The sequence below is a fragment of the Pectobacterium betavasculorum genome (genome assembly GCF_000749845.1).
GTDB classification, from domain to species: domain Bacteria; phylum Pseudomonadota; class Gammaproteobacteria; order Enterobacterales; family Enterobacteriaceae; genus Pectobacterium; species Pectobacterium betavasculorum.
On record NZ_JQHM01000001.1, the window covers coordinates 492,492 to 518,080 of the forward strand.

Below are 25,589 nucleotides of genomic sequence, written 5' to 3' on the forward strand. Positions count from 1 at the left end.
GAGTGGATTGGGGTTGAACCGGAAGAGTGTCGACGCGTTATTTTACGTCTACGCTCCACTTGGTGATGTCAATCTGTCCATCACCGCCAAAGATCTCAGTACCAAACTCAACGCTGCTGATATATTTTGTATTACTCATCCATTTCTTGGTTCCCACCAGATAGTTGGTGAAATGGCGAATATTGAGTGATGCGCTGTTAGCATTGGAGGTACGGACAAAGGAAAATACGTTCCACCCTTTGCCATTACCTGCATTGATCCAACCTTTGAATACATTCCAGCTACTGCCGCCAAGGAAAACTGTTTCAATATAATCACCGGCAGGGCCTGCATTGGTATTATTTAGCCAGATCATTAATTCGTCGGTAGGCGTGGAGTCCCAATTGGCTTTACCGGTGGTGTGGAACCATATGTCATAAGCTGCATTATACGTGCCGGTAGATTTGATGGAATAAGTGACCTTACTGGTAATGCTTTTATTACTGGATAATTTTATCGGCAATCCACTATTTTCAGTATAACCCGCAGTCCAATGCCAGCCGCTCACCAGTGATGGATAGGCTTTAACGCTGGAACTGCTGCTTGGCCAGTGCCAGCTCCACCCCATACTGGTTGGGCTATTATAGAAAACAGTTTGCTGCCATCCTTTTACTTCATCTTTTCCCCAGACGTTATTGAATACATAATATTTATTATTCTCAAAATACAGTTTGTCTGCATCTTTGGATGAACTGACCGCAGAAACGGTTAAGGGAGAGAGTAACAAAGCAGAAAACAATACGGGGAGTAATGTACGGAAAATACGCTGTGGCTTATTATTCGCTATAAGCATAATAAATCTCCTTTTAAATATATGCTTGGGGATACGTTAAAATCTAACACGTATTCATCAGTTGTCTACGATTGGTTGAATATAAATTGCCGTGCGCTTAGCATTTTGTGGTTATTTCATCCGATGGCAGAGTAGTTTAATACATTAATTATGAGTAAAATGAAAATCTTATTTATGTTAATAATAAGAACGGTAATAAATAGTGATATATCCGTCATACTCCAAGCTGCATGTGCGTTGGCTACGCGACTCAGCACACTGGCCGTGTGCCTCGCCCCGTTGGGGCCGCTGCAACAGCCTTCAAATCTACCTACGGCAGATTTGTCTCTCACCGAAGGCCAGCCTTTGGCTGGTCAAATTCGTTCCCGACGAATTTGTCCTTCTCTTGCCGCCTTCCTGCAACTCGAATTATTTGGGGTATATGTGTTTGATGATAAATCGAAAAAATCACCAACTCCAAAGGTTCATCAAGCTTAAGTATAAAATTGTTCGATCATCACCAAAGAAAAAAACGTTCTGACAAAAGATGAAAGCAAAAGGTAAAGTTAATTGGATATTAATTTCAGTTTTTTATATTTTAGCCTATTTTATTTAATATGGAATTATAAGTTATAAAATTGTTTTCAAGCTACTTAATGCTTTAGTTTTATGTAATATTTGTCATGCATCAGAAAATCATATGATCACTTAATGTTTATCATGATTTATATAATTACTTGTGCAGTTGTTAATGATATTGATTGCTGCATAACACTTAAATTTTACCCAATATGAGAGGTTTATTATGGAAAGTGCAATCGAACTGTTCGTAACTGAATCTTCAACTGAAAGCTATGACTTTAACAGCGTAGCTTGGTAAAAACAGGCAAGGGCAGATCTCTGCCCTTGCCTCTTGGAATATAAAAAAGGTGATTGTATGGATGATACAGGTCATCACTACCTACTTGATATAGTCCTTAAAAACTCAGAAATACTTAAAAGTGAAAGTTCCTTACGATCAATTTTCACAAGTATTTTGAATAGAACAGAATTTACAATTCTCGGGTCTATATTTCACAAGTTTGATTCTGGAGGAGAAGGTGTCACCGGTGTTTATCTCTTAAGCGAATCGCATCTTTCCTTCCACACTTACCCTGAAAATAGCTATATAAGTATTGATCTGTACACATGCGGTAGAGACTGTTTGTTAGCAGTCAAGGAAATAGAGAAAGAATTAGGTAAAACCACTCGACTGCTAGTTCGCTATGTTGAAAGAGGTAGCTGCGTTTCAAAATATAGTATAGAAAAAGGTGTAAATATAGAAACTTTTAACTAAGGAGTTCTTATGAACATCAAAGATAATGGCCTATTTAAGTTTGATTATCAATTCCCTGTCTATAATTTCTTCTTCCCAAACCAAGGGAAAAGTATAACTAACTTAAGTATAAAAGATGTTCTCACTAATAGTAACAAGAACATAAAGTCTAGAGCTCTATATTTCCACATACCGTTTTGCGAAACCATATGTACATTTTGTCCATTCACTAGAGGAGCTTATAAAGATGCTGAGTTGGTGGATAAATATACCGAAATGCTGATCAAAGAATTGGAAATAAAGTCAAACTTCAACGATTACAAAGCCATTCCTGTCAGGTCAATATTTTTCGGGGGAGGCACCCCGTCACTACTATCTCCAGATAACATTTACCGTCTGGGTGAAGCTATAAAAAAACATTTTATCCTATCAGAAGATTGCGAATTTTCTTTTGAAATAGAAATAAAAAGTCTAACAGAAGAAAAAGTATCTGCATTGAAAGAAATGGGGGTTACTCATCCACGTTTTGGTCTTCAGACATTTAATCCAGAATGGCGGAAATTATTCAATCTCACATCAACACTTGAGCAGATCGAATTCGCCTCTGAGATTTTAAATAAAAACTTCAAAAATGTCCTTTTTGATATTTTGTATGGTATGAATGGTCAGGATGAAGAAGATATAATTAGAGACCTTGAAAAGGCTGTTGCGTTAGGAACAACTAACATTGATATATATCCAATCGACAATGTGATGACTCAAGCAAAGTTGCATAAAGCCATTAAAAATAGGGATTTTCCGTTAACTACGGCCACTAGAAAATTCACCATGAATATGTTGGTGGATGCATATATGAGAAGTAAGGGATTTATGCCACATAATGGGCATGGCTATTTTAGATGTAAAAATGTCACAAATGAAGTTGTAACTGATGAATATAGCTTCATTTATCATGAACACGTATATGGATATTCTGATCATGACCTGCATGGCTTTGGTGTTAATGCCGTTAGTTCAATCAGAGAGCATGTTATAACCAATACCTCTAGCAGGAATAAATATTTAGCTTCACTTGAAAGGGGGGAGATTCTCGCGACTATAAGTAAGCACCCATCCGTTTTGGATGAGATGAAACCAATAATTTTACGCCTTCCGTATCATGGGGTTATTAGCAAAGATAAAGTTAAAATTAATCAGATACCGTTTGCGCTACAAGAAAAAATCGAGGTGCTCATCAAAAATAAATTAATCGTTGACTGTGGTGAATGTTTTCAGCTCACCAAGTTAGGATGGTATTGGTATACAAATATTATGTATTGGCTTATGCCAGAAGCCGATCAAGTGGCAATGAAGCGTTTTATCACTGAACAATTGAATACACCTGGTAAATTTATTGCTAAAAAAGAGCTCGTGTATGTCTAATATTTCTATAAACTTAATCGAGGAGTTCAAGAAAAGATATCTTGAACTTTCTTCAAAAGATACTCTTTCTAATGGATTTATATTTAATGATGAGAAACATAGTTGGATTTTCTATGATTACACATGTTGTGTAGAGTTATTGAATAGCAGAGTCCTGACTAAAAATAGAATGCAGGTACCCTTGGAATTATTTGATGAAAATCAGAAAAATATTGTTGAAGAAGCACAGTTTTTACTTACTAAGTCTTTAATTTTTAGAGACCATAGTAAAAGTAAAGTTATTAATACAATACACGAAAACTATAAGAATATTAACTTTAACGAGTTGACGTATTTTCTTCAAGATGATGTTATTACTGAGAAGCATTTAGGAGCATTGAATAATAAGTTGGCAGAATTGCTAACTGGGATTAGTTTCTCAGAGGATATCTCTTATCATGCTGGCAATGTGGGAAAACTTTTTGATGGTAAAGTTGAAGGGCGTGACCACTTTGTGGATATAATGAAATCTTTTCTAGTTATTTACAATGAGATTCGTCATGATATTAACGCTAATTTTAGCGTTGAATATTATGATATCGATGCTATTGATTTATCAATAGCTTTTGTTGCCGCTCATCAAACTACAATGCAATTAATTGTGGCAGCTTTATTCGATATAAAAAAATTTGATTTGCTTCCATTTACCTGTTCAATTAATACGGTTTTAACAGAGGTCTCCCGTCTTCATCCGCCTGTGTTATCTGTAGGGCGGGTCTTTAATGAGGACTATGAATACCAAGGGGTATCTTTCAAAAAGGGCGATAAAGCGTTGTTTATGACTGGACTCGCAAATTTTGATCCTAATGTTTTTGAGTCTCCATTTGCTTTTATTCCTGGAAGGAATAAAAAACCATTGTCCTTTGGGGCTGGAGTGCATTTATGTATTGGGATGGGGGTTGCTATGTCTGTATCTTCTAAAATTGTACAGTTAATAGTTGACAGAAGCAAAAATTTTAACTTATCAATATCTCAACTATCTGAAGGCTTTTCAGCTTTAGGTGCTGAAGCATTTATAATTGAGGCAGGAAAGAATGTCACTGTTGAAAAATAAAAATTTTAATGTGTTGGCATCATCGTTATTTATATCTAAAACTGGCGATTATGCCTATGAAGTTGCATTTGTTTTTATTCTTTTAGAAATTACTCATAACAATTTCTGGCTGATTGGGGTAGTCTATTTTTTCAGATTTATCCCCTTCCTTTTCTTTGGGCCGCTAGGTGGTTGGCTTGCTGATAATAGAGAAATAAAAGCGAATGTTATTTATAGTGAAACCGTAAGGTTGCTATCAGCTTCAATGATCTTCATCTTTTATTACTACGATAACTTGACTGTTGGATTATTAATATTAGCCTCCATACTAACCACAATCGGCAGGAGCATATTTCAGCCGAGTTTCCAGACGGCAATTCCACGTCTATTCTATAAAAAAGAATTGACTCGTGTAAATGGAATAATGCAAGTGGTAGAGGAATCAGCATCGGTAATTGGTCCTTTGATTTGCACATTGATCATATATGTATCAGATAAAAGTTATGTTATGCTTTTTAATACTATAACCTATTTCATTTCGATAATTTTATTAAAACAATTATCATATGATAACTCAACGGCTAATGATAAGTTTTATTTTCCAAAGGTTTACAGAGATAATATCCAATACCTAAAAGAACTCTATCGCTCTAAATCAGATTTGTTCATTGCAATTTTCGGTTCAGCGGTTTGCATACTTTTTACAGGTTCTATTTTGAGGTTCATAATTCCAGCATATACTCTTGAAAACGGAGGTAATGAACTGATTACTAGTTACATTTTCTCTGCTAGCGCTTGTGGTACGATTTTAGGAGGTATTTGTTATACGAAAATTGTTTACCATCCTACCACTTATAAATTAATGTTATTCTGGTTTAGTTACGGCGTAGTAATGTTGTCTCTCCCTGCTGTCTCTTTAATCAATATTTTATTGGTCATACCACTTGCATTAATGCTTGGGTTTGTGGGGGCACTTGTTGATATAACATTGGTTTCAACTATTCAATCCAATTCCGCTCAAGATAATATAGGTAAGAGTTTTGGTACTTTTTCAACTTTGGCGAATACTGCGGAGGCAAGCTCTGGGCTTATTGCAGGTTGCTTTGCTGCATTAGGTTTGTTTTCTTCTTTTATAGCGATGGCATTGCTGATAATTATATCAAGTTTAGTCGGCCTTAAAAAAACCGTTAACCCTGAAAAGTAACATGATTTTTTTAAATCATAACAAGCAGTAAAAATCCAAGAAAATTTAACAGATTTTCGCCTATGCGTTTTTTGCTGATTAGTATGGGCTTTGTTGAATAAATCAGAGTTAGCCGACAGGATGGCTCCCTCTGCTACATCTGTTATGCGATCCTGACGCTGTCCGGCATACCCAACAACGTCATCCGGTTTAGCGCTTTGACCATCGCCATCGCTTCACCCACCTGCGCGTCACAATCCCGCAGGCTCAGATGGTCTCCCAGCAAGGTTTTGATGTGGAGCATCGCTGTTTCCGCTACCGAACGCCGGTGGTAGCCCACTTTCTTTTTCCAGACGTCATTGCTCCCACTCAGATGCTGATTCGCCACTGCGTGGTTACGCTCATGGTATTTGGCCGGCCACGCCCCTCAGGCGGCGACTGTCAGTCCATGCAGCCATGGCAGATTCATCAAGCCAGAACCGCGCTGCCTGAGAGCTTTGTTGTAGGCTGACCAGTTGGTGATTTTAAACTTTTGCTTTGCCATGGGAACCGATGCTGAAACGATTGTAACGATCAGATCCGCCAATCACCTAAAAATTCGATTTATTCAACAAAGCCCGTAAATAGAGCAGCTATTCAAATAGCCGTGTGTTATGGATAGCCGCGTTGACGGCATCGGTTAGCTTATACAGTTCGTCTGGCTCAATGATAAACGGCGGCATCAGATAAATGAGCCGACCAAACGGTCGAATCCAGACGCCGCGCTCGACAAAGAAACGCTGTAGCCGCGCCATATTGACCGGACGCAGTGTTTCCACTACGCCGATAGCGCCCAGCACACGAACGTTCGCCACCAGTGGGGAATCCGCACAGGGTTGCAGCGCTGCTCGCAACTGCCGCTCAATATGTTGTATCTGACTTTGCCAGCGATTATCCGCCAGTAAGGACAGGCTGGCATTGGCTGCTGCGCAGGCCAGCGGGTTGCCCATAAACGTAGGGCCGTGCATAAAACAGCCTGCTGCACCGTTGCTGATGGTTTCAGCCACCGTTCGGGTGGTTAGCGTAGCTGAAAGAGTCATATAGCCGCCGGTAAGCGCTTTTCCCAGACACAGAATATCCGGCGAAATTCCCGCATGCTCGCACGCAAACAGCTTGCCTGTGCGGCCAAATCCGGTAGCTATCTCATCGGCAATCAGCAAAACTCCGCATTGGTCGCACAGTTCCCGAACTCGGCGTAGGTAGGACGGATGATAAAAACGCATCCCGCCCGCACCCTGTACGATAGGTTCCAGAATCACGGCTGCGACCTCGTGAGCGTGCGCCGATAGCATCGCCTGTAATGGCGCGATATCGTCTTCTTGCCACTCGTCGGCAAAACCGCTTTCGTTGATAGCCGCACAGGGTGGCGCATCGACAAACAGGTGAGTGGGCAGATAGCCCTGATACAGGCTGTGCATCGAATTCTGCGGATCGCATACGGACATTGCCCCAAAGGTGTCACCGTGATAGCCGTGACGCAGGGTGAGAAAGCGCTGACGAGTTTCACCGCGCGCCTGCCAATATTGCAGCGCCATTTTCATCGCCACTTCGACTGCCACCGAGCCGGAGTCCGCCAGAAAAACACATTCCAGACTATCCGGCGTCATGTCCACCAGTTGGCGACACAGCGCAACCGCCGCTGGATGGGTGATCCCGCCGAACATTACATGCGACATCTGGCTGAGCTGGGTCTGTACCGCCTGATTTATCACCGGATGGTTGTAACCGTGAATCGCCGCCCACCACGACGACATCCCATCAATCAGACGACGTCCGTCATCCAGATGCAGCTCGACGCCGCTAGCTGCTATGACTGGATAGCAGGGCAGCGGTGTAGTCATCGACGTGTAGGGGTGCCAAATATGGCGCTGGTCAAAAGTAAGGTCTTCCGGGCTCATGATGATCTGTCGTAAACCAAAGTGGGTTCTATTTGGTTGACAGTATATCGGGTTAATTTACACTGGCGAAACGTTTTTAGTTTGGAGATGCCGAGATGGCTGACCGCATGTACTGGACGCTTGAGCAAGCGCAAGACTTATTTAATAAACCTTTTCTGGAACTGATGTTTGAAGCGCAGCAGATCCACCGTCAGCATTTTGATCCCCGTCAGGTGCAGGTGAGCACGTTACTGTCGATAAAAACCGGCGCCTGTCCTGAAGACTGTAAATATTGTCCGCAGAGCTCCCGCTACCGCACCGGAATTGATACCGAACGCTTGATGCAGGTCGAACAAGTGCTGGAATCGGCTCGTCAGGCGAAAGCCGCTGGGTCGACGCGCTTTTGTATGGGCGCAGCGTGGAAAAACCCGCACGAGCGTGACATGCCGTATCTGGAACAGATGGTGCAAGGCGTCAAAGCGATGGGGATGGAAACCTGTATGACGCTTGGAACGCTGCACCACGATCAGGCTGAGCGTCTGGCCTCAGCCGGGCTGGATTTCTATAACCACAACCTCGACACCTCACCGGAGTTTTACGGCAGCATCATTACCACCCGCACCTATCAGGAGCGTTTGGATACGCTGGATAAAGTACGCGGCGCGGGCATTAAAGTCTGTTCTGGCGGCATCGTTGGATTGGGGGAAACCGTGCGTGACCGCGCGGGGCTGCTGGTGCAACTGGCTAACTTGCCAACGCCGCCGGAAAGCGTACCGATCAACATGCTGGTAAAAGTGAAAGGGACACCATTGGCAGATAATGAGGACGTCGATCCGTTTGACTTTATTCGTACTATTGCCGTGGCGCGAATCATGATGCCTGCCTCTTATGTACGCCTGTCCGCCGGACGCGAGCAGATGAGTGAGCAAACGCAGGCGATGTGCTTTATGGCTGGTGCGAACTCCATTTTCTACGGTTGCAAACTCTTAACGACGCCAAACCCGAAAGAAGATAAAGATCTGGCGTTGTTCCTCAAGTTGGGCCTGAATCCACAGCAAACAGGGACCGAATTTGGGGACAACCAACAGCAGCAGCGGTTGGCAGAACAACTGATTAATGCTGATAGCGAGCAATTTTATAATGCTGCGGTATAGCACCCTGTACGCAAACCGCTGGATGAGGCGTGCGCAATCATGAGCTGGCAGCAACGTATTGAGGCCGCGTTGGTACAGCGTCAGCGTGATGATGCTTACCGTGTGAGGCTGGCTAACCAGGGGGGGAGCGGACGCTGGCTGATGCAGGGCGATCGTTGCTACTTGAATTTTTCCAGCAACGATTATTTGGGGCTGAGCCATCACCCAGAGATTGTGCGTGCCTGGCAGCATGGCGCAGAGCAATACGGTATAGGCAGCGGGGGGTCTGGGCATGTGACGGGATATACCCATGCTCATGCCTCGCTGGAAAGCCAGCTTGCCGATTGGCTGGGTTACCCGCGTGCGTTGCTGTTTATTTCCGGCTATGCCGCAAATCAGGCCGCAGTGGCTGCGCTGGCACAGGCGGAAGATCGGATCTTTGCCGATAAACTCAGCCATGCTTCGCTACTGGAAGCTGCCGCACAGTCACCGGCGGCGCTGCGGCGCTTTAAACACAATCAGGCGGATAGTCTGCAAGCACTGCTGGAGAAACCGACGGATGGCCAGACGCTAGTGGTGACCGAAGGCATTTTCAGCATGGATGGAGATACTGCACCGTTGTCTGCGTTGCAGGCACAGTGCAGGGCGCACGATGCCTGGTTGATGGTGGACGATGCGCATGGGATTGGCGTGCTGGGCGATAAAGGGCGTGGGAGTTGCTGGCAGCAGGGCATCAAGCCGGAATTGCTGATTGTCACGTTCGGCAAGGCGTTTGGCGTCAGTGGCGCGGCAGTGCTATGCGCCGAACCGCTGGCCGAATACTTCCTGCAATTCGCCCGTCATTTAATTTACAGCACCTCAATGCCTGCGGCACAGGCCTGTGCGTTGAGCACCGCAGTTAACTGTGTTCGGCAGGGCGACGCGCGGCGTGATGCGCTACGACGTAACATCGCGCTGTTTCGCGCGGGCATTGCGAATTCGACTTATCAACTGATGAGTTCGCAGAGCGCGATTCAGCCGTTGATTGTTGGTGAGAACGTGCGAGCGCTGGCGTTGATGAACCATCTGCGTGAGCAGGGCGTATGGGTTAGTGCGATGCGGCCACCGACGGTGCCGCCTGGCAGCGCGCGTCTACGGATCACGCTGACGGCGGAACACCAACCGGAAGATATCAATCGCTTGCTCACGGTATTGCACCATGCTGACAGAAAACTATAACAAGCAGGCGATTGCGCTGGCGTTTGGGCGTGCAGCAGGGTGCTACGATCGCTTTGCTGAATTGCAACGTACTAGCGGAGAACGTCTGTTGACGCTGATGCCTGCGCATAGTGGTTTACAGGTGTTGGATGCGGGCTGTGGAACCGGACACTTTAGTCGTTACTGGCGTCAGACCGGAAAAAACGTAACGGCGCTGGATTTGTCGGCAGAAATGCTGGCATATGCCCGTGAGCAGCACGTCGCAGCTCGTTATCTGGAAGGGGATATTGAAAATCTGCCGCTGACTGATCGCAGTGTTGACATCAGCTACAGCAATCTGGCGGTGCAGTGGTGTGATTCACTGCCACGCGCGCTGGCAGAACTGTATCGGGTCACCCGGCCGGGGGGCGTTATTGCGTTTGCGACGCTGGCAGATGGGTCCTTAAGCGAACTGTCGCAAGCGTGGCAACGACTGGACGGTACGCAGCGGACGAATCGCTTTCTTCCGCTTTCTACTATCGACGCTGCCTGCCAGCCTTATCGTCATCATCTGGTACAGGAACGTGAAGTCTGCCTTTTTCCCGATGTATTGACGCTGATGAAATCGTTGAAGGGGATTGGCGCGACGTGGCTACATGAAGGGCGTACGCCGGGGCTATTGAGTCGGGCGCGTCTGGTGGCACTGTCTGACTGTTATCCGCAAGAGCAGGGCGGCTACCCGCTCAGCTACCAACTGGTTTATGGAGTGATTTATCGTGATTGAACGCTGGTTTGTGACGGGCACGGATACCGACGTTGGGAAAACGGTTGCGAGTACGGCGCTACTTCAGGCTGCGAATCAGGTGGGACACCGCACCGCAGGTTATAAGCCCGTAGCGTCCGGCTGTGAGATGACGACAGATGGGATTCGCAACAGCGATGCCCTGGCGCTTCAGGCTAATAGCAGCGTCCATCTGGATTATCAGATGGTCAACCCAGTGGCATTTATGGAACCGACCTCACCGCATATTATCAGCGCGGTGGAGCAGCGGCCTATCTATCTTTCTACCCTGTCCGCAGGGCTGCGTGCAGTAGAAACCCAGGCAGATTGGCTGCTGGTCGAAGGCGCAGGCGGGTGGTTTACGCCGCTGTCGGAGCAGGATACGTTTGCCGACTGGGTGGTACAGGAACAGCTCCCCGTGATTTTGGTGGTTGGCGTCAAGCTTGGGTGCATCAACCACGCGATGCTCACCGCTCATGCGATCCAGCACGCTGGCCTGCGTCTTGGCGGCTGGATCGCTAATGATGTCATTCCGCCCGGAAAATGGCATCAGCCGTATCTACAAACGCTGCAACAGCGCTTGCTCGCGCCGATGCTGGGTGAAATTCCTTATTTATCGGATCTTCAGCAGCATAATCTGGGGCAGTATATTGATATTGGGTTATTAGCGGAGTAATTGACGTCATTAAGGCTTTTCAAGTTAGTGGCTAAGTAACTAAAAACCAAGATAGTCGTACTGTCTATTGACCCTCATAAAATGGTAATTGGTCTACAAGAGTACGGCTGTCAGCATTATTGGCGATGAGGCTTTTTGGTAAGCCATCGCTTGCGTTTATTCATCGCACGATTTTGTTGTTTTTTACCTGCATCTCTTTCATGAGAATAAAGCTTACATTTTTATCAAAATTAATAGATAAAACCTTCTTGAATTTTCCTCTGAATCCCCGTCGTGGCTGCATTATGGCATTTTGGTTCTCTGATGTTTTTAGTTTTTTTCCGTCTAATACTTATGCGATAAATCACAGAAAGAGTGTGAAGAAAATCCATATCAGGGGGAATCACGAATGAAGTGGGTATTTCTCTAACTCAGTGCTGATGCGGGGTTGTGGGAGTTATCCACCATTTCTGTGGATAACTATGTGTATTATGGATAGACAACGTGTTCTAACCGAGAGCTGGCGCGGGTTGTCGCTGGGTTGGCGCTATTCTCCACGGTTTTTCTAATCTATTTGTTATCATATGCTTAAGTAAAATCAAGCGCCTTGAAGATCAATGCTGCGTCGTTGCATAAATTAACGTCACTGGCCATCCTTGTATGTTATATTTTTATCAAAGTTGGGGATAATTCATGATGATTTTATCTGGTAGATTGAATATGAATGTGCTAGCAAATTCATTTGTCGATTAATCATCCAATCCAGCGATAATTTTCTTGATGCTGTTTTTATATCCAGTATTATGATGGTGGCAAATTTCGCTATTGGCACCCAGAATAAAGCATCGTGTATCACACGCAGCTAGTGTTGCTGTTGTGCTTCTGACGACATCAGCCGTGCCTGATATCGCCAGTCTATGTCTTTGTACCTGCCTCTGTGCGTCCACCCACGAACATCGTATTTAGCGATGAGCAATAACGATAAGTAGCGTGCTTAACGATGAGTAAAGTATTTACACTGAATTCCGACTTTAAACCGGCAGGCGACCAGCCTGAGGCCATTCGTCGCCTGAAGGAAGGTCTGGAAGACGGGTTGGCGCACCAAACGCTGCTCGGGGTAACAGGCTCAGGTAAGACGTTCACGATAGCTAACGTGATTGCCGATCTCAATCGGCCGACGATGATGCTGGCGCCGAATAAAACGTTGGCAGCCCAGTTGTACGGCGAAATGAAAGAATTCTTCCCCGATAATGCCGTCGAATACTTCGTCTCGTACTACGACTATTATCAGCCGGAGGCCTACGTCCCGAGCTCGGACACCTTTATCGAGAAAGATGCGTCGGTTAACGAACATATCGAACAAATGCGACTTTCCGCGACAAAAGCGCTGCTGGAGCGACGTGATGTGATCGTCGTGGCTTCGGTCTCCGCGATCTACGGTCTGGGCGATCCCGACCTCTATCTGAAAATGATGCTGCATCTGACGCAGGGGATGCTGATCGACCAGCGCGCCATTTTGCGGCGTCTGGCTGAATTGCAATATGCTCGTAACGATCAGGCATTTCAGCGCGGCACATTCCGCGTACGCGGTGAGGTGATCGATATCTTCCCTGCGGAATCTGACGAAATCGCGCTGCGTGTTGAATTGTTCGATGAAGAAGTGGAGCGGCTGTCGCTGTTTGACCCGCTCACGGGTCATGTTCTCCAAACGGTGCCGCGCTATACCATCTACCCGAAAACGCACTACGTCACGCCGCGTGAGCGTATTTTGCAGGCAATGGAAGATATCAAGGTTGAACTGGCCGATCGCAAGAAAGTTCTACTGGCGAACGATAAATTGGTGGAAGAACAGCGCCTAAGCCAGCGCACGCAGTTTGATTTGGAGATGATGAACGAACTGGGTTACTGCTCCGGCATCGAAAACTACTCACGCTATCTTTCTGGTCGTGGCCCCGGTGAGCCGCCCCCAACGCTGTTTGACTACCTACCGGCCGACGGGCTGTTGGTTATTGATGAATCTCACGTCACTGTGCCCCAGATTGGCGGTATGTATCGCGGTGACCGTGCGCGCAAAGAAACGCTGGTCGAATACGGTTTCCGGCTGCCTTCAGCGCTGGATAACCGGCCGATGAAGTTTGAAGAATTTGAAGCGCTGGCTCCTCAGACGATCTATGTGTCTGCGACGCCGGGTAACTATGAACTGGAAAAATCGGGTGGTGACGTTATCGATCAGGTGGTTCGCCCCACCGGTTTGCTCGATCCAATCATTGAAGTACGGCCCGTTGCTACACAGGTGGACGACCTGCTCTCCGAGATTCGCCTGCGTGCGGCAATTAACGAACGAGTTCTGGTGACGACGCTGACCAAGCGGATGGCGGAGGATCTAACGGAATATCTGGAAGAGCACGGCGAGCGGGTACGTTATCTACACTCGGACATTGATACCGTCGAGCGTGTGGAAATCATTCGTGATTTGCGCCTTGGTGAATTCGACGTGCTGGTGGGCATCAACCTGTTACGTGAAGGGCTTGATATGCCAGAAGTGTCGCTGGTGGCGATTCTGGATGCCGATAAAGAGGGCTTCTTGCGCTCCGAACGTTCCCTAATCCAGACGATTGGTCGCGCTGCCCGTAACCTGCGTGGTAAAGCCATTCTTTACGGCGACAGAATTACGGCGTCGATGGCGAAAGCGATTGGCGAAACGGAGCGTCGCCGTGAGAAGCAGGAAGCCTACAACACCGAGCACGGCATTGTGCCGCAGGGGATCAATAAGAAGATTTCCGATATTCTGCAACTGGGGCAGTCTACGAATAAAGGCAAAGGGCGAGGCAGCCGTAAAGCAGCCGAACCGGTAGCACGTTATGAACTGATGACGCCTAAAGCGCTGGAACTGAAAATTCGCGAGTTGGAAAGCAAGATGTTGACGCATGCGCAGAATCTTGAATTTGAAGAGGCTGCTGCCCTGCGCGATGAAGTTCAGGCATTGCGCGCACAATTTATTGCTGCATCCTAGCGATGCACGCGCTCACTGAGGATTAATGATGGATCATACTTTACCTGGTGTAGAAGTGCTGTTTGTGGCGGGTTTTGGACCGATCGTGAAATCACGTTCTCCCAGCCATGCGCTGTATGTCGATACGCTGAAGCTGCCGCTGAAACCTGTTGCGGAAGGGAATGACTATCTGGTGACCGATGTGATGGATGGCGTGAAGCATTTCGCCCTGTGGCCGCTGTCACAGGCTAGCGAATCCTGTTTCGGACAGGGGAGTTGGCCGGCGGATCTTCCTGAGCCGCAAAGCTGGCTGGAGTTCGAAGTAACTGATATGACGGAAGCGACCATAACGCTAAAAGAGCAAGGTTATGCACTGCTGGTAGAAAACCGTCTTGAGCCTTGGGGGCAGCAGGTAACGCGTTTCCTGAGCCCCGAAGGTATTCTTATTGGAGTGACTTATACGCCGTGGCTACGGGATTGAGAGCCGAGCAACTGTAGCGCTTGTTCGATGGCCTGGCACAGTAACTCACGGTCGTGATGATGGGTCACATCCTCCGCTGCCAGTGCCTGCTGAACTATCAGGCGGTTATCGATCTGGCTGACATCGACTTTCGGACCGACGATCGCCGCATCAATAACCGCTTTCCCCACTTTGCGCTCAATCCAGGCCAGTTTCTCCGCCAGCGTCAGACGGGCGGCGGGATTGCTTTGTTCATTACCCAAATTGCCGATATAAACCATAGGTGCTGGGGTGCGGCGGAGCGCCTGTGTCAGATCATCCAGCAGTAGCAGCGGCATCAGGCTGGTCAGAAAACTGCCGGGACCAATCAAAATTAGATCGGCTTGAGCGATGGCATCGATGGCCTCACGCGTTGCCGGTACGCTTGGATACAGCATCAAATCTTGTGGCAAGGCCGCTAATTGATCGATCTCGACTTCACCATAAACGGGATTACCCTGCTCATCAATTGCCATCAAATCGACGGGATGCTCGGACATCGGAATTAAAAAGGCGTCCACCTTGAGCAGATTACGAATCAGGTTGATGGCTTCCAGCGGACGTACGCTCAGGTGATCGAGCGCTTTTAGCATCAGGTTACCTAAATTGTGCCCAGCAAGTTCGCCGTTACCGTTAAAACGGTACTCAAACATCGCGGACGCCACGCTGGGTGTCGTGATCAGTTGGTTCAGACAGTTGCGGGTATCGCCCCAGGCAATACCGCCTTCAGAACGACGGATGCGGCCAGTAGACCCGCCGTTATCCGTGGTCGTGACAATGCCGGTTAGCCGTGACCCCAGGGAAGAGAGCGAAGACATGACACGACCTAAACCGTGCCCGCCTCCTAACGCGACAACCCTGTCGAGGTCGGCCAACGTGCGATTACGCATAGAGAACCTTATGAATGAGCCAGAGAATAGGAATAGCGTGTATACCCGTCATACTTCACGTTGGCTGCGTTCAAATACTCGGCCCGTCGTGAGACTCGCCCTGAAGAGCCGCTGCAAGCAGCGTTCAAATCTGCTCCCGGAAAATTTCTCATCCGAATCAATTGCTTGAGTAATTTCATCGGGGTTCTTTCCCTTGCCGCCTGCCTGAAACTCGAATTATTTAGGGTATAACAATCGCCGCTAAGGTAGCTGATTTCACCTTAAAAGGCGAAAAATCCTCACACTGGCATGACCTGAGACAATTTCTGGCGCGCATTTTCCCGTATGCTGTGCAACAGTAAGATATTGAAAATACGCTATATATTATCTTATATATCGATTTTGAGAGTGGTTAGCCGGGCTTTTTCGCAGTAAACTGCTCCATGAAATCACGGTTCTTTATTGGCTACCTGCCGCTGTCTGCCGGATAACCGATGGGAATCAAACTCCTAGCCTTGGTGCCTAAGTGATGCGCGTAGTGCGCGTGATACGGTGCCCTGGCCGTGGCCTTCGCGGTCACCAGGGTGCGAGGTAGAAATGCCTGCATCTCCCGTATTTGGAAAGGTGTTTATGGTGAGTCAACTGACTGATGCGTTTGCGCGCAAGTTCTACTATTTGCGTCTGTCTATCACAGACGTCTGCAATTTTCGCTGTACCTATTGTTTGCCGGATGGTTATCAAGCCAATGGCACCAATCCACATCGCTTTTTATCACTCGATGAGATTCGTCGCGTCAGCCGCGCCTTTGCTGAGTTGGGAACGGAAAAAGTCCGCCTCACCGGTGGCGAACCGTCTCTGCGCCGCGACTTCGTCGATATCATAGCTGCCATTCGAGAAAACCCAGCCATTCGTACGCTAGCGGTTACCACCAACGGTTACCGTCTGGTTCGTGACGTGGCTCAATGGCGTGATGCCGGACTAACGGCACTCAATGTTAGCGTCGACAGCCTTGATGCCCGCCAGTTTCATGCGATTACCGGGCAGGATAAATTCCGCCAGGTGATGGATGGCATCGATGCGGCATTTGACTGTGGTTTTGCCAAGGTTAAGGTCAACACTGTGCTGATGCGTGATGTGAATGCGGGCAGCCTGCAAACCTTTCTCGACTGGATTCAACACCGCCCGATTCAACTGCGCTTTATTGAACTGATGGAAACGGGAGAGGGGGGCGATCTGTTCCGCCGTCACCATGTTTCCGGCGAGGTAATTCGCCAGCAGTTATTGCAGCAAGGGTGGCAACAGCAGCAACGTGCACGCAGCGACGGTCCCGCTCAGGTGTTCTCCCATCCAGACTATAAGGGCGAAATCGGGCTGATCATGCCGTATGAGAAAGATTTTTGCCTGAGCTGTAACCGCCTTCGTGTGTCTGCTATTGGTAACCTGCATCTGTGTCTCTTTGGCGAGCAGGGCATTCCGCTACGTGATTTGCTGGCCGACGATCGTCATCTCAATGATTTGAAAATGCGTATCTCGGGTGGATTGTCGACGAAGAAGCAAACCCACTTCCTGCATGAAGGCAACAGCGGCATAACGCAAAATCTGTCATTTATCGGCGGTTAATCCGCGATATCACTGATTCTTAAAGGAGCCTGACATGAGCAAAGTCAGCAGCGAATTCGTTTCTCTCAATCTGGCAGTACTGACCGTTTCCGAACGCCGAACGCCGGAAGACGATACCTCCGGCGACTATCTGCGCGAAGCGGCGCAGTCCGCAGGGCACCGTATTGTCGACAGCGCTATCGTGAAAGAAAATTTGTATCAGATTCGCGCACAGATCTCGGCGTGGATTGCCAGCGATGAAGTACAGGGTATTTTGATTAACGGTGGCACGGGCTTTACGGCAGGAGATGTGGTGCCGGAAGCTATTGGCGTTTTGTTCGATCGAGAAATTGAAGGTTTCGGTGAGCTGTTTCGCATGGTGTCGTATGAAGATATTGGCACCGCGACGCTGCAATCCCGCGCGCTTGCCGGCCTGGCTAATCAGACGGTGATTTTCGCCATGCCGGGGTCGACTCGCGCCTGTCGAACGGCGTGGGAACGTATCATTCAGGAACAACTGGATGCGCGTCAGAAACCGTGCAATTTTTACCCGCACTTAAAAAAATCCTCTTAACGATAAGCCTTACACACTATGCCATCATCTAAGCCACAATTGACCCATATAAACGCCGCTGGCGAAGCCGCAATGGTGGATGTTTCCGCCAAAGTGGAAACCGTGCGTGAAGCTCGTGCGGAAGCCTTCGTTGAAATGGCACCGCAGACACTGGCGATGATTATTGCCGGTAGCCACCACAAAGGCGATGTGTTCGCCACCGCGCGTATCGCAGGGATCCAAGCTGCAAAGCGCACTTGGGATCTGATCCCGCTCTGCCATCCGCTGCTGCTAAGCAAAGTCGCTGTCGAGCTGGAAGCACAGCCGGAGCACAATCGGGTTCGTATCGAGTCCGTGTGTCGCCTGACGGGGAAAACCGGCGTCGAGATGGAAGCGCTGACCGCTGCCTCTGTTGCCGCGCTGACCATCTATGACATGTGCAAGGCCGTGCAGAAAGATATGGTGATTGGGCCGGTACGCCTGTTGGCGAAGAGTGGCGGAAAATCAGGTGATTTTACGGCGGAGAAGTCATGATTAAGATTCTGTTTTTTGCACAGGTGCGTGAACTGATCGAAACAGACAGCCTGTCGTTGCCTGCTGATTATGCGACCGTGGAGGATGTTCGACAGGCGCTGTGCCTGCGCGGCGCACGCTGGGAATTAGCGTTGGAGCCCGGCAAGCTGTTGGCGGCGGTAAATCAGTCGCTGGTTGAGCTGTCGCATCCGTTACAGGACGGCGATGAAGTCGCCTTTTTCCCACCGGTAACAGGAGGTTGATCGTGGCAGAAACGCGTATTCAGGTCGGCGAAGAGAACTTCAACGTAGGTGATGAGTATCAGTGGCTGGCGCAGTGTGATGAAGATGGCGCAGTCGTGACGTTCACAGGAAAGGTACGTAATAACAATTTGGCGAAAGACGTCAGCGCACTCACGTTGGAACATTATCCCGGCATGACGGAAAAAGCACTGGCAGAGATTGTCGAACTGGCACGTGAACGCTGGGAACTGCCGCGTGTGAGCGTGATTCATCGGGTAGGCGCGCTCTATCCGGGCGATGAAATTGTGTTTGTCGGCGTCAGTGCCGCTCATCGCAGCGCCGCGTTTGATGCAGCCCAATTCATCATGGATTACCTGAAAACCCGCGCGCCATTCTGGAAGCGGGAAGCTACGCCGGAAGGTGAGCATTGGGTGGAGTCACGCGACAGCGATAAACAGGCTGCGCAGCGCTGGTAGTAGATTTCTGTGTTAGGATAAAAGGATGGCGGGGAGAGAATATTCAGTCTCGATCCCCCAATCAGGCGGTTCGCGCCGCGTTAATCAGATAACTTTATCCAAAGGTAAGATCATGGACAGATATCCACGCTCGGGTTCAATCGTTGAGCGCTCGCAGTCTGGTCTCCAGGCCTATATGGCACAAGTTTATGGCTGGATGACCTGCGGCCTGCTTCTGACGGCATTCGTCTCCTGGTACGCGGCGAATACGCCTGCCGTACTGAATTTTGTTTTCTCCAGCCAGATCACTTTCTTCGGACTGATCATTGCCCAACTGGGGCTGGTATTTGTCATTTCCGGCATGGTTCAGCGCCTGAGCGGAGCGGTCGCTACGTCGCTGTTTATGCTCTATTCGGCGCTGACGGGGCTGACGCTCTCCAGCATTTTCATCATGTATTCCGGTGAGTCCATCGCTAGCACCTTTGTCATTACGGCGGGGATGTTTGGCGCGATGAGCCTATATGGCTACACCACGAAGCGTGATTTAAGCGGCTTTGGCAGCATGTTGTTTATGGCGTTGATCGGAATTGTTCTGGCTTCGCTGGTGAACCTGTGGCTGAAAAGCGAAGCGCTGATGTGGGCCGTAACCTATATCGGTGTGGTGGTGTTTGTCGGTCTCACCGCGTATGACACCCAGAAGCTGAAAAACATCGGCGAGCAGTTGTCTGTTGATGACAAAGATAGCTTCCGCAAATACTCCATCGTTGGCGCGTTGACGCTGTACCTCGACTTTATCAACCTGTTCCTGATGCTGCTGCGTATTTTCGGTAATCGTCGTTAAGGACAAGGCTGGTGTTCATGGTGATTTATAGTTGATCGACTTCACAAAAACACATGTCTCCAGCCGATGTTCCCCCGCTTTACCTCCCTGTATCCGCTATAACGCCTTAAGTTTGTTAAGGAAGCGAAAATAAATCATTGCTATTGTAATTAATTTCATTGAATGATAATAATTGTTATTACTAATTACATTTTAATTGGTACTGACATTGCGATCCGGCAGCATTGACGTCGTTCATTAAGGGAAACCCCGTCGTTCAATACCTGACTGGTGACAACCGCCAAGGTGTTTCGCGTGAGGCGAAGCATTTTGGCATTTTTTTGTCCGTGTTGTCGCGTCTGTTTCCGATAAGACCCACACAACGTGTGATGATTTTATTTACAATTGAATACATAACCAAAGGGGAAGGACAGTGAACCAGATGCGCACTGTATTCGCATTGATGCCATGCGTGCTAATTGCTCCGGCGTATGCACAGGATGACACGACCAAAAAGGGTGATTCGAGCGGTGATGAGATGGTGATTACCGCCTCTCGCTCGAATATCCAGTAGCAGAAAGCGCCGCAGGTGGTCACGGTAATTACCAAAGAGCAAATCGAGCAGCAGATGCAGGTCACCTCCGACTCATCGCAAATTCTGAGCAATCTGCTTCCTTCATTCTCCCCCAGCCGCCAGAAAATGAGCGGCAGTGGTGAAACCTTCCGTGGTCGCGCAGCGCTGGTGATGATCGACGGCATTCCTCAATCCAACCCACTGCGCCCCACCGGACGTGAGATGCATACGGTCGACTACTCGATGGTCGAGCGTATTGAAGTGATTCACGGTGCCAACGCCACCAATGGCATGGGCGCGACAGGTGGGGTGATTAACATCATTACCCGTCGCCCGGAAAATGGTTCGTTTAATCAGCATGTCAGTGTGCAGACCACGATCCCGACTGAAAAGATTCGCGGTGAAACCGCCAGCTATAAAACCACCTATCGGGTGGACGGACGTGAAGACTATCTCGATTATCTGTTCGCGATTGGCTATGAGAATCAGGGATTGTATCTGGATGGCAACAATCGTCCCGTCGGCGTGGATAACACGCAGGGCGATACGATGGACTCCCGCGCCTATGACATCATGGCGAAAGTCGGCTACTGGCTGGACGATTATCAGCGAATCCAACTGAGCGTAAATCGCTACCACATTAAAAACGAAAATAACTACCTGAGCGTGGACGGTATTCGCGATCAGGGTATCCCGACTACCTCAGTACGCGGTACGCCGCCGGGCGAAGCGCCGAATAACAGCATATGGACGACGGGCTTAACCTACGAACACCACGATCTGGCGGGGATGAAGCTGTCTGCGCTGGTGTTTAATCAACGCTATGAGGCGCTGTTTGGCGCAACGATTTCAAGCACTTTCCAGGATCCGGCGATTGCTCCGATTGATACGCTCTACGATCAGTCCCGATCCGTCGCCAATAAGTACGGCACCAAGCTGGCGCTGACCAAAGATGATTTGCTGGATGATACGCTGAAAGTTACGGTGGGTTTCGATACCTTATACGATAAGGGGAAACAGGATCTCTACCTGACCAAGCGTACCTATGTGCCGGAGATGGAATACACCAACTATTCGCCGTTTATGCAGCTTGAGTATCAACTGCTGGATAACGTTACGCTGCACGCGGGTGTACGCCATGAAATCGCTAAGCTCCAGGTCGGTGACTATCAAACGCTGGCATCCAATGGGGGTTATACGGTACAAGGCGGTAGCCCAAAATTTAATGAGACGCTGTATAACGCCGGTATTGTTTATGCGGCGACGGATTCCCTGAGCCTGTTTGCTAACTACTCGGAAGGGTTTGGTATGCCGGATGTGGGGCGTGCGCTACGTTCCATCAAACGTTCGGGTGTTAGCCTGAAAAATTTCGACGGCTTTAAGCCGATTGTGACGGATAACGTAGAGACGGGATTCAGATTTAAACGTGATAAGTTTGACTTTGAAGCCAGCTACTATGAGTCCAGGTCAAAGCTGGGTGAGCGTGTTAGAGAGAGCGGTGGCGTATTTTTGTCCGATCGTCAACGTACCCAGATCCGAGGGGTAGAGGTGACTACAGGCTACCAGATTAATGACCAGCATAAAATCAGTGCCTCTTACGCCCACAGTGAAGGTAAATATGACAGCGACGGCGACGGTAAGGTGGATAAAAAATTCAACGGCCTGACTATCGCACCAGATCGTCTCATCACCAGTTGGTCGGCAAACTGGAACGACCAATGGAGCTCATTTGTACAGGCGAATTACGCTTTCAGCCGCAGCTTTGACGATGCAGGTATGGCATTTGACGGCTACCTGCTGATGGATGCCGCTGTGGGTTACAAGCTGCCATATGGTCGCCTCAATGTCGCGGTGGCTAACCTGCTGAATAAGCAGTACATCACCTACTATTCGCAGGCTGCCCTTGTTAACGACACGCGCTATTTCTCCGGGCGTGGCCGCACGGTGACGCTGGGTTATTCGATTGATTTCTAAGTTTACTTTGTTTAACCATGTCTACGTTTAGCGATGTCCAAAAATCAGCAACACGGCCGCGTTTTTCGCTTGCCGTGTTGTTGTCTTTTCTGCTGGTAACGTTGGCGCAGGCGGCAGAACCGTCGCGTCAGGTTCGGCATGCGTTGGGTGTGACCACCGTGACAGGGACGCCGCTACGTGTCGTAACGCTGTTTCAGGGCGCGACCGACTCTGCCGTGGCGCTGGGAATCAAACCGATTGGCGTGGTGGAGTCGTGGACGGAGAAGCCGATTTACCGCTATCTTCGCCCCGCCTTGCAGGGCGTGACGCTGGTCGGGCTGGAAACGCAGCCCAGCCTGGAAACTATTGCGCTACTCAAGCCCGATCTCATCGTGGCCTCCACTTTTCGGCATGAGAAAATCTACGGTCTGCTGTCGCAGATCGCGCCAACCATCGCATTGGACAGGGTGTCTGAATTCAAGGAAACGGTACAGATGATGGGCGTAGCGCTGAACAAGGAAGATAAGGCGCACGAGATTTTATCCCACTGGGATCGACGCGTGAATTCGCTGCGTGACAGGCTAAAGGCGCAATTTGGCGATCGCTGGCCGCTCAGCGTTTCCATTCTCGAATTCCGTGAGGATCACATGCGTACTTATCTGCCCGCCAGCTTTGCCGGGTCGGTGCTGTCGGAAATCGGCTTTGTCTGGTCGCGGCCGGAAAGCGACACGGCAGGTGTAATGCAAAAGCTTACGAGCAAAGAGAGTATTCCCGTGGTGGATGCCGATCTGTTCTTTGTGCTGCTGCGTTCAGACAAACCTGCGGTGGCGCAGAATTATCGAGATTGGCAAGCTCACCCGCTCTGGCAGCGGCTGCACGCGCCCCAGCAGAAACAGGTTTATCCGGTGGATAACGTGGCCTGGAGCCTGTCTGGCGGTATTTTGGGCGCGAATAACATGCTGGACGATATCGAACGGCAGTTCGCTGGCAAGGCTGAGCCTGCGAGCAAAAAAGGCGATGTCCTAGAGGAGAGTCAGACGCGATGAGACAGTGCATCGTGATGGCAGCGGGTATCACACTGCTGCTGTTGAGTATCGTCGCCAGTCTGATGCTGGGGCAAACCACGATTTCATTTGGTGCCGTGTTCAGGGCGCTATTCTATTACGATCCGCAGCAGATCGATCACATTCTGGTGTTGACGACCCGCCTGTCGCGGACGGTGATTGCCCTCGTTGTTGGTGCCAGCCTCGCCGTTGCCGGGGCGCTAATGCAGGCGTTGACGCGTAACCCACTAGCCTCGCCGGGAATATTTGGGATTAATGCCGGAGCCATGTTTGCCGTCGTGCTGCTGTCTTCGCTGTTGACCTTTTCCTCGCAGGTTGCGTTGGCGTGGACGGCCTATCTGGGTGCCGCCGTTTCGGGCGTCATGGTGTACGTGCTGGGAACGCTGGGCAACGCTCGTTCCAGCCACTTACGTATCGTGCTGGCCGGTGCCGCGATCAGCGCGCTGTTTATTTCGTTTACGCAGGCGCTGCTGGTGATCAATCAGGATGGGCTGGACAGCATGCTGTTCTGGCTGGCCGGTTCGGTATCCGGGCGCAACCTGTCGATGCTGTTACCGCTGCTGCCGTACTTTGTTATTGCGCTCTTCCTCGCACTGCTGCTGGCGCGTCACTTGAATATTCTGGTGGCGGGTGACGAGATCGCCAAAGGGCTGGGGCAGCGAACCGCACTGGTGCGTGCGCTGTCCGGGCTGTGCGTGATCGGGCTGGCGGGGGGAGCGGTGGCGATAGCTGGAAATATCGGTTTCGTCGGGCTGATTGTGCCGCATATTGTGCGACGCGTGTTGTCTGCCGATCACCGCTGGCTGTTGCCCGGCTGTGCAATTTTCGGCGCCACGCTGCTGCTGCTGGCCGATGTTACCGCCCGTTTGCTGATTGTGCCGCAGGAAGTGCCGGTCGGGGCAATGACCGCGCTATTAGGAGCGCCATTCTTCATTTATCTGGCGAGAAGGGGACTGCGACATGGGTAAGGTGTGTACCGTGCGCGTAGGGAGCGTTTCGCGCCAGATTGATTTACGTACGTCTGTGGTGGCGCTCTTGCTCCTGCTGGCGCTATCGGCTGTCGTATTCCTTTCGCTGTCGCTGGGGCAGGTTGTGCTGTCGCCCGCGCAGGTGATGTCGGCGCTGCTGGGAAAGGCAGACAGCGGCGTGCACTTTATCGTCAACGACCTGCGTTTACCGCGCGCGCTGCTGGCGCTGTTGGTTGGCGGCGCGCTGGCGATATCCGGCCTGATTCTGCAAAGCATTGTACGCAATCCGCTGGCCTCGCCGGATATTCTGGGGATTACCAGCGGTGCATCGGCGGCGGCGGTATTCTTTCTCTCGTTTCTGGCGACCACGATAAGCCAGCGTTGGCTGCCATTGGCGGCAATGGGTGGGGCGTGGGTTACGGCGGTCGCCATTTATCTGTTGGCCTGGAAACAAGGCGCATCGCCGCTGCGCTTGGTGCTGGTCGGCGTGGGTCTGTCTGCCATTATGGGCGCGGCGGTTACGATGATGCTGGTGTTTAGCCCGATCGGCACGACATTGACGGCCTATGTGTGGCTGACGGGCAGCATTTACGGCGCGCAGTGGCAGCACGTGTCGGCGCTAGCGGGTTGGTTGTTGCTCGGTGCACCGTTTTTGGTGGGGCTGGCGCGGCATGTCAACGTACATGAGCTGGATGACGCGCTGGCCTGTGGTGTCGGTCAATCTGTTGGACGTATCCGACTTGCACTGTTGACGCTGAGCGTCGCACTGGCAGGCGCGGCAATTGCCTACGCCGGTGCGATGGCGTTTGTCGGCCTGCTTGCACCGCATATTGCGAAAAAGCTGGCGAGTCGTTCATTTCCCGGACTGGCGCTGGTGTCGGCGTTGACGGGCGGTTTACTGGTGATGGTAGCCGATTTAATGGGTCGTACGGCGTTCCTGCCGCTGGATTTACCTGCTGGCATTTTTATCTCTGTGCTCGGAACGCCCTTTTTTATCTATTTATTGCTTCGGCAACGCTATTGA

23 protein-coding genes, 2 pseudogenes and 1 riboswitch are annotated in these 25,589 nt (G+C 49.6%); of the genes and pseudogenes, 21 read left to right on the forward strand and 4 right to left on the reverse strand.

Annotation, left to right across the window (positions count from 1 at the left end; translation table 11 throughout):
* Positions 1-37 precede the first annotated feature (37 nt).
* Entirely contained in the window at positions 38-832 is a 795-nt protein-coding gene (locus KP22_RS02175; protein WP_039302576.1) for a GH12 family glycosyl hydrolase domain-containing protein, read from the reverse strand.
* A 159-nt stretch (positions 833-991) separates the two neighbouring features.
* Here KP22_RS02175 and KP22_RS22315 point away from each other — a divergent pair, with 159 nt between their 5' ends.
* The 5 genes from KP22_RS22315 (at position 992) to KP22_RS02195 (ending at position 5,824) form a co-directional block, all read left to right on the forward strand.
* A complete protein-coding gene (locus KP22_RS22315; protein ID WP_156103726.1) occupies positions 992-1,309 on the forward strand; it encodes a hypothetical protein in 318 nt (105 codons plus the stop codon).
* Positions 1,310-1,748: 439 nt separating this feature from the next.
* On the forward strand, positions 1,749-2,147 hold the full coding sequence (gene speD, locus KP22_RS02180) for an adenosylmethionine decarboxylase (protein WP_039302579.1): 399 nt from the start codon (positions 1,749-1,751) through the stop codon (positions 2,145-2,147).
* A 9-nt stretch (positions 2,148-2,156) separates the two neighbouring features.
* On the forward strand, positions 2,157-3,548 hold the full coding sequence (locus KP22_RS02185) for a coproporphyrinogen-III oxidase family protein (RefSeq protein ID WP_039302581.1): 1,392 nt from the start codon (positions 2,157-2,159) through the stop codon (positions 3,546-3,548).
* Positions 3,541-4,641, forward strand: a complete 1,101-nt coding sequence (locus tag KP22_RS22670) for a cytochrome P450 (protein ID WP_052012453.1) — start codon at positions 3,541-3,543, stop codon at positions 4,639-4,641. The genes KP22_RS02185 and KP22_RS22670 overlap by 8 nt, the downstream gene beginning before the upstream one ends.
* Entirely contained in the window at positions 4,622-5,824 is a 1,203-nt protein-coding gene (locus KP22_RS02195) for an MFS transporter (protein WP_039302583.1), read from the forward strand. The genes KP22_RS22670 and KP22_RS02195 overlap by 20 nt, the downstream gene beginning before the upstream one ends.
* Before the next feature lie 142 nt (positions 5,825-5,966).
* Here KP22_RS02195 and KP22_RS21435 read toward each other — a convergent pair.
* Positions 5,967-6,224, reverse strand: a pseudogene (locus KP22_RS21435) (IS5/IS1182 family transposase); the annotation flags it as partial.
* A 211-nt stretch (positions 6,225-6,435) separates the two neighbouring features.
* On the reverse strand, positions 6,436-7,740 hold the full coding sequence (gene bioA, locus KP22_RS02205; RefSeq protein WP_039322133.1) for an adenosylmethionine--8-amino-7-oxononanoate transaminase: 1,305 nt from the start codon (positions 7,738-7,740) through the stop codon (positions 6,436-6,438).
* Positions 7,741-7,835: 95 nt separating this feature from the next.
* Here bioA and bioB point away from each other — a divergent pair, with 95 nt between their 5' ends.
* The 6 genes from bioB (at position 7,836) to KP22_RS02235 (ending at position 14,937) form a co-directional block, all read left to right on the forward strand.
* A complete protein-coding gene (bioB, locus tag KP22_RS02210; protein WP_039302589.1) occupies positions 7,836-8,873 on the forward strand; it encodes a biotin synthase BioB in 1,038 nt (345 codons plus the stop codon).
* A 39-nt stretch (positions 8,874-8,912) separates the two neighbouring features.
* The gene (bioF, locus tag KP22_RS02215) at positions 8,913-10,070 is read left to right on the forward strand and encodes an 8-amino-7-oxononanoate synthase (RefSeq protein ID WP_039322135.1); all 1,158 of its coding nucleotides are present in this window, start codon (positions 8,913-8,915) and stop codon (positions 10,068-10,070) included.
* Positions 10,051-10,812, forward strand: coding sequence for a malonyl-ACP O-methyltransferase BioC (gene bioC, locus KP22_RS02220; RefSeq protein ID WP_039322137.1), 762 nt, complete (start codon positions 10,051-10,053; stop codon positions 10,810-10,812). Before bioF ends, bioC begins: the two co-directional genes overlap by 20 nt.
* A complete protein-coding gene (bioD, locus tag KP22_RS02225) occupies positions 10,805-11,485 on the forward strand; it encodes a dethiobiotin synthase (protein WP_039302598.1) in 681 nt (226 codons plus the stop codon). The genes bioC and bioD overlap by 8 nt, the downstream gene beginning before the upstream one ends.
* 979 nt (positions 11,486-12,464) lie before the next feature.
* Positions 12,465-14,477 (forward strand): excinuclease ABC subunit UvrB, encoded by a 2,013-nt coding sequence (gene uvrB, locus KP22_RS02230; protein WP_039302602.1) that lies wholly within the window; start codon positions 12,465-12,467, stop codon positions 14,475-14,477.
* 28 nt (positions 14,478-14,505) lie between these two features.
* Positions 14,506-14,937, forward strand: coding sequence for a VOC family protein (locus KP22_RS02235; protein WP_039302605.1), 432 nt, complete (start codon positions 14,506-14,508; stop codon positions 14,935-14,937).
* Here KP22_RS02235 and yvcK read toward each other — a convergent pair.
* On the reverse strand, positions 14,913-15,845 hold the full coding sequence (yvcK, locus tag KP22_RS02240) for a uridine diphosphate-N-acetylglucosamine-binding protein YvcK (protein ID WP_039322139.1): 933 nt from the start codon (positions 15,843-15,845) through the stop codon (positions 14,913-14,915). The two genes, KP22_RS02235 and yvcK, sit on opposite strands and share 25 nt — an antisense overlap.
* A 473-nt stretch (positions 15,846-16,318) precedes the next feature.
* A riboswitch (molybdenum cofactor riboswitch) is annotated at positions 16,319-16,467 on the forward strand.
* Here yvcK and moaA point away from each other — a divergent pair.
* The 10 genes and pseudogenes from moaA (at position 16,455) to KP22_RS02290 (ending at position 25,589) form a co-directional block, all read left to right on the forward strand.
* Entirely contained in the window at positions 16,455-17,444 is a 990-nt protein-coding gene (moaA, locus tag KP22_RS02245) for a GTP 3',8-cyclase MoaA (RefSeq protein ID WP_039302611.1), read from the forward strand. (Overlaps the previous riboswitch by 13 nt.)
* A 34-nt stretch (positions 17,445-17,478) precedes the next feature.
* Positions 17,479-17,997, forward strand: coding sequence for a molybdenum cofactor biosynthesis protein B (moaB, locus tag KP22_RS02250; RefSeq protein ID WP_039302614.1), 519 nt, complete (start codon positions 17,479-17,481; stop codon positions 17,995-17,997).
* 18 nt (positions 17,998-18,015) lie between these two features.
* Positions 18,016-18,510: a cyclic pyranopterin monophosphate synthase MoaC gene (gene moaC / locus KP22_RS02255; protein WP_039302618.1), complete on the forward strand. Its 495-nt coding sequence runs from the start codon at positions 18,016-18,018 to the stop codon at positions 18,508-18,510.
* Positions 18,507-18,752 carry a molybdopterin synthase sulfur carrier subunit gene (gene moaD / locus KP22_RS02260; RefSeq protein WP_039302621.1) on the forward strand — a complete coding sequence of 82 codons (246 nt, stop codon included), beginning with the start codon at positions 18,507-18,509 and terminating at the stop codon, positions 18,750-18,752. The genes moaC and moaD overlap by 4 nt, the downstream gene beginning before the upstream one ends.
* Before the next feature lie 2 nt (positions 18,753-18,754).
* The gene (gene moaE, locus KP22_RS02265; protein ID WP_039322142.1) at positions 18,755-19,207 is read left to right on the forward strand and encodes a molybdopterin synthase catalytic subunit MoaE; all 453 of its coding nucleotides are present in this window, start codon (positions 18,755-18,757) and stop codon (positions 19,205-19,207) included.
* Positions 19,208-19,319: 112 nt separating this feature from the next.
* Positions 19,320-20,027 (forward strand): Bax inhibitor-1/YccA family protein, encoded by a 708-nt coding sequence (locus tag KP22_RS02270; RefSeq protein WP_010280929.1) that lies wholly within the window; start codon positions 19,320-19,322, stop codon positions 20,025-20,027.
* A gap of 421 nt (positions 20,028-20,448) precedes the next feature.
* Positions 20,449-22,554, forward strand: a pseudogene (locus KP22_RS02275) (TonB-dependent receptor).
* 17 nt (positions 22,555-22,571) lie between these two features.
* Positions 22,572-23,579 (forward strand): ABC transporter substrate-binding protein, encoded by a 1,008-nt coding sequence (locus KP22_RS02280; RefSeq protein WP_039322145.1) that lies wholly within the window; start codon positions 22,572-22,574, stop codon positions 23,577-23,579.
* Positions 23,576-24,565, forward strand: a complete 990-nt coding sequence (locus KP22_RS02285; protein ID WP_039322148.1) for a FecCD family ABC transporter permease — start codon at positions 23,576-23,578, stop codon at positions 24,563-24,565. Before KP22_RS02280 ends, KP22_RS02285 begins: the two co-directional genes overlap by 4 nt.
* Complete coding sequence (locus KP22_RS02290) at positions 24,558-25,589, forward strand: FecCD family ABC transporter permease (RefSeq protein WP_039322151.1); 1,032 nt, start codon at positions 24,558-24,560, stop codon at positions 25,587-25,589. The genes KP22_RS02285 and KP22_RS02290 overlap by 8 nt, the downstream gene beginning before the upstream one ends.

Excerpts from the sequence above, each read along its gene's own strand:
- KP22_RS02175 (WP_039302576.1), bottom strand. The coding sequence starts at position 832 with ATGCTTATAGCGAATAATAAGCCACAGCGTATTTTCCGTACATTACTC.
- KP22_RS22315 (WP_156103726.1), top strand. The coding sequence starts at position 992 with ATGAAAATCTTATTTATGTTAATAATAAGAACGGTAATAAATAGTGAT.
- speD (WP_039302579.1), top strand. The coding sequence starts at position 1,749 with ATGGATGATACAGGTCATCACTACCTACTTGATATAGTCCTTAAAAAC.
- KP22_RS02185 (WP_039302581.1), top strand. The coding sequence starts at position 2,157 with ATGAACATCAAAGATAATGGCCTATTTAAGTTTGATTATCAATTCCCT.
- KP22_RS22670 (WP_052012453.1), top strand. The coding sequence starts at position 3,541 with ATGTCTAATATTTCTATAAACTTAATCGAGGAGTTCAAGAAAAGATAT.
- KP22_RS02195 (WP_039302583.1), top strand. The coding sequence starts at position 4,622 with ATGTCACTGTTGAAAAATAAAAATTTTAATGTGTTGGCATCATCGTTA.
- bioA (WP_039322133.1), bottom strand. The coding sequence starts at position 7,740 with ATGAGCCCGGAAGACCTTACTTTTGACCAGCGCCATATTTGGCACCCC.
- bioB (WP_039302589.1), top strand. The coding sequence starts at position 7,836 with ATGGCTGACCGCATGTACTGGACGCTTGAGCAAGCGCAAGACTTATTT.
- bioF (WP_039322135.1), top strand. The coding sequence starts at position 8,913 with ATGAGCTGGCAGCAACGTATTGAGGCCGCGTTGGTACAGCGTCAGCGT.
- bioC (WP_039322137.1), top strand. The coding sequence starts at position 10,051 with ATGCTGACAGAAAACTATAACAAGCAGGCGATTGCGCTGGCGTTTGGG.
- uvrB (WP_039302602.1), top strand. The coding sequence starts at position 12,465 with ATGAGTAAAGTATTTACACTGAATTCCGACTTTAAACCGGCAGGCGAC.
- KP22_RS02235 (WP_039302605.1), top strand. The coding sequence starts at position 14,506 with ATGGATCATACTTTACCTGGTGTAGAAGTGCTGTTTGTGGCGGGTTTT.
- yvcK (WP_039322139.1), bottom strand. The coding sequence starts at position 15,845 with ATGCGTAATCGCACGTTGGCCGACCTCGACAGGGTTGTCGCGTTAGGA.
- moaA (WP_039302611.1), top strand. The coding sequence starts at position 16,455 with ATGGTGAGTCAACTGACTGATGCGTTTGCGCGCAAGTTCTACTATTTG.
- moaB (WP_039302614.1), top strand. The coding sequence starts at position 17,479 with ATGAGCAAAGTCAGCAGCGAATTCGTTTCTCTCAATCTGGCAGTACTG.
- moaC (WP_039302618.1), top strand. The coding sequence starts at position 18,016 with ATGCCATCATCTAAGCCACAATTGACCCATATAAACGCCGCTGGCGAA.
- moaD (WP_039302621.1), top strand. The coding sequence starts at position 18,507 with ATGATTAAGATTCTGTTTTTTGCACAGGTGCGTGAACTGATCGAAACA.
- KP22_RS02270 (WP_010280929.1), top strand. The coding sequence starts at position 19,320 with ATGGACAGATATCCACGCTCGGGTTCAATCGTTGAGCGCTCGCAGTCT.
- KP22_RS02280 (WP_039322145.1), top strand. The coding sequence starts at position 22,572 with ATGTCTACGTTTAGCGATGTCCAAAAATCAGCAACACGGCCGCGTTTT.
- KP22_RS02285 (WP_039322148.1), top strand. The coding sequence starts at position 23,576 with ATGAGACAGTGCATCGTGATGGCAGCGGGTATCACACTGCTGCTGTTG.
- KP22_RS02290 (WP_039322151.1), top strand. The coding sequence starts at position 24,558 with ATGGGTAAGGTGTGTACCGTGCGCGTAGGGAGCGTTTCGCGCCAGATT.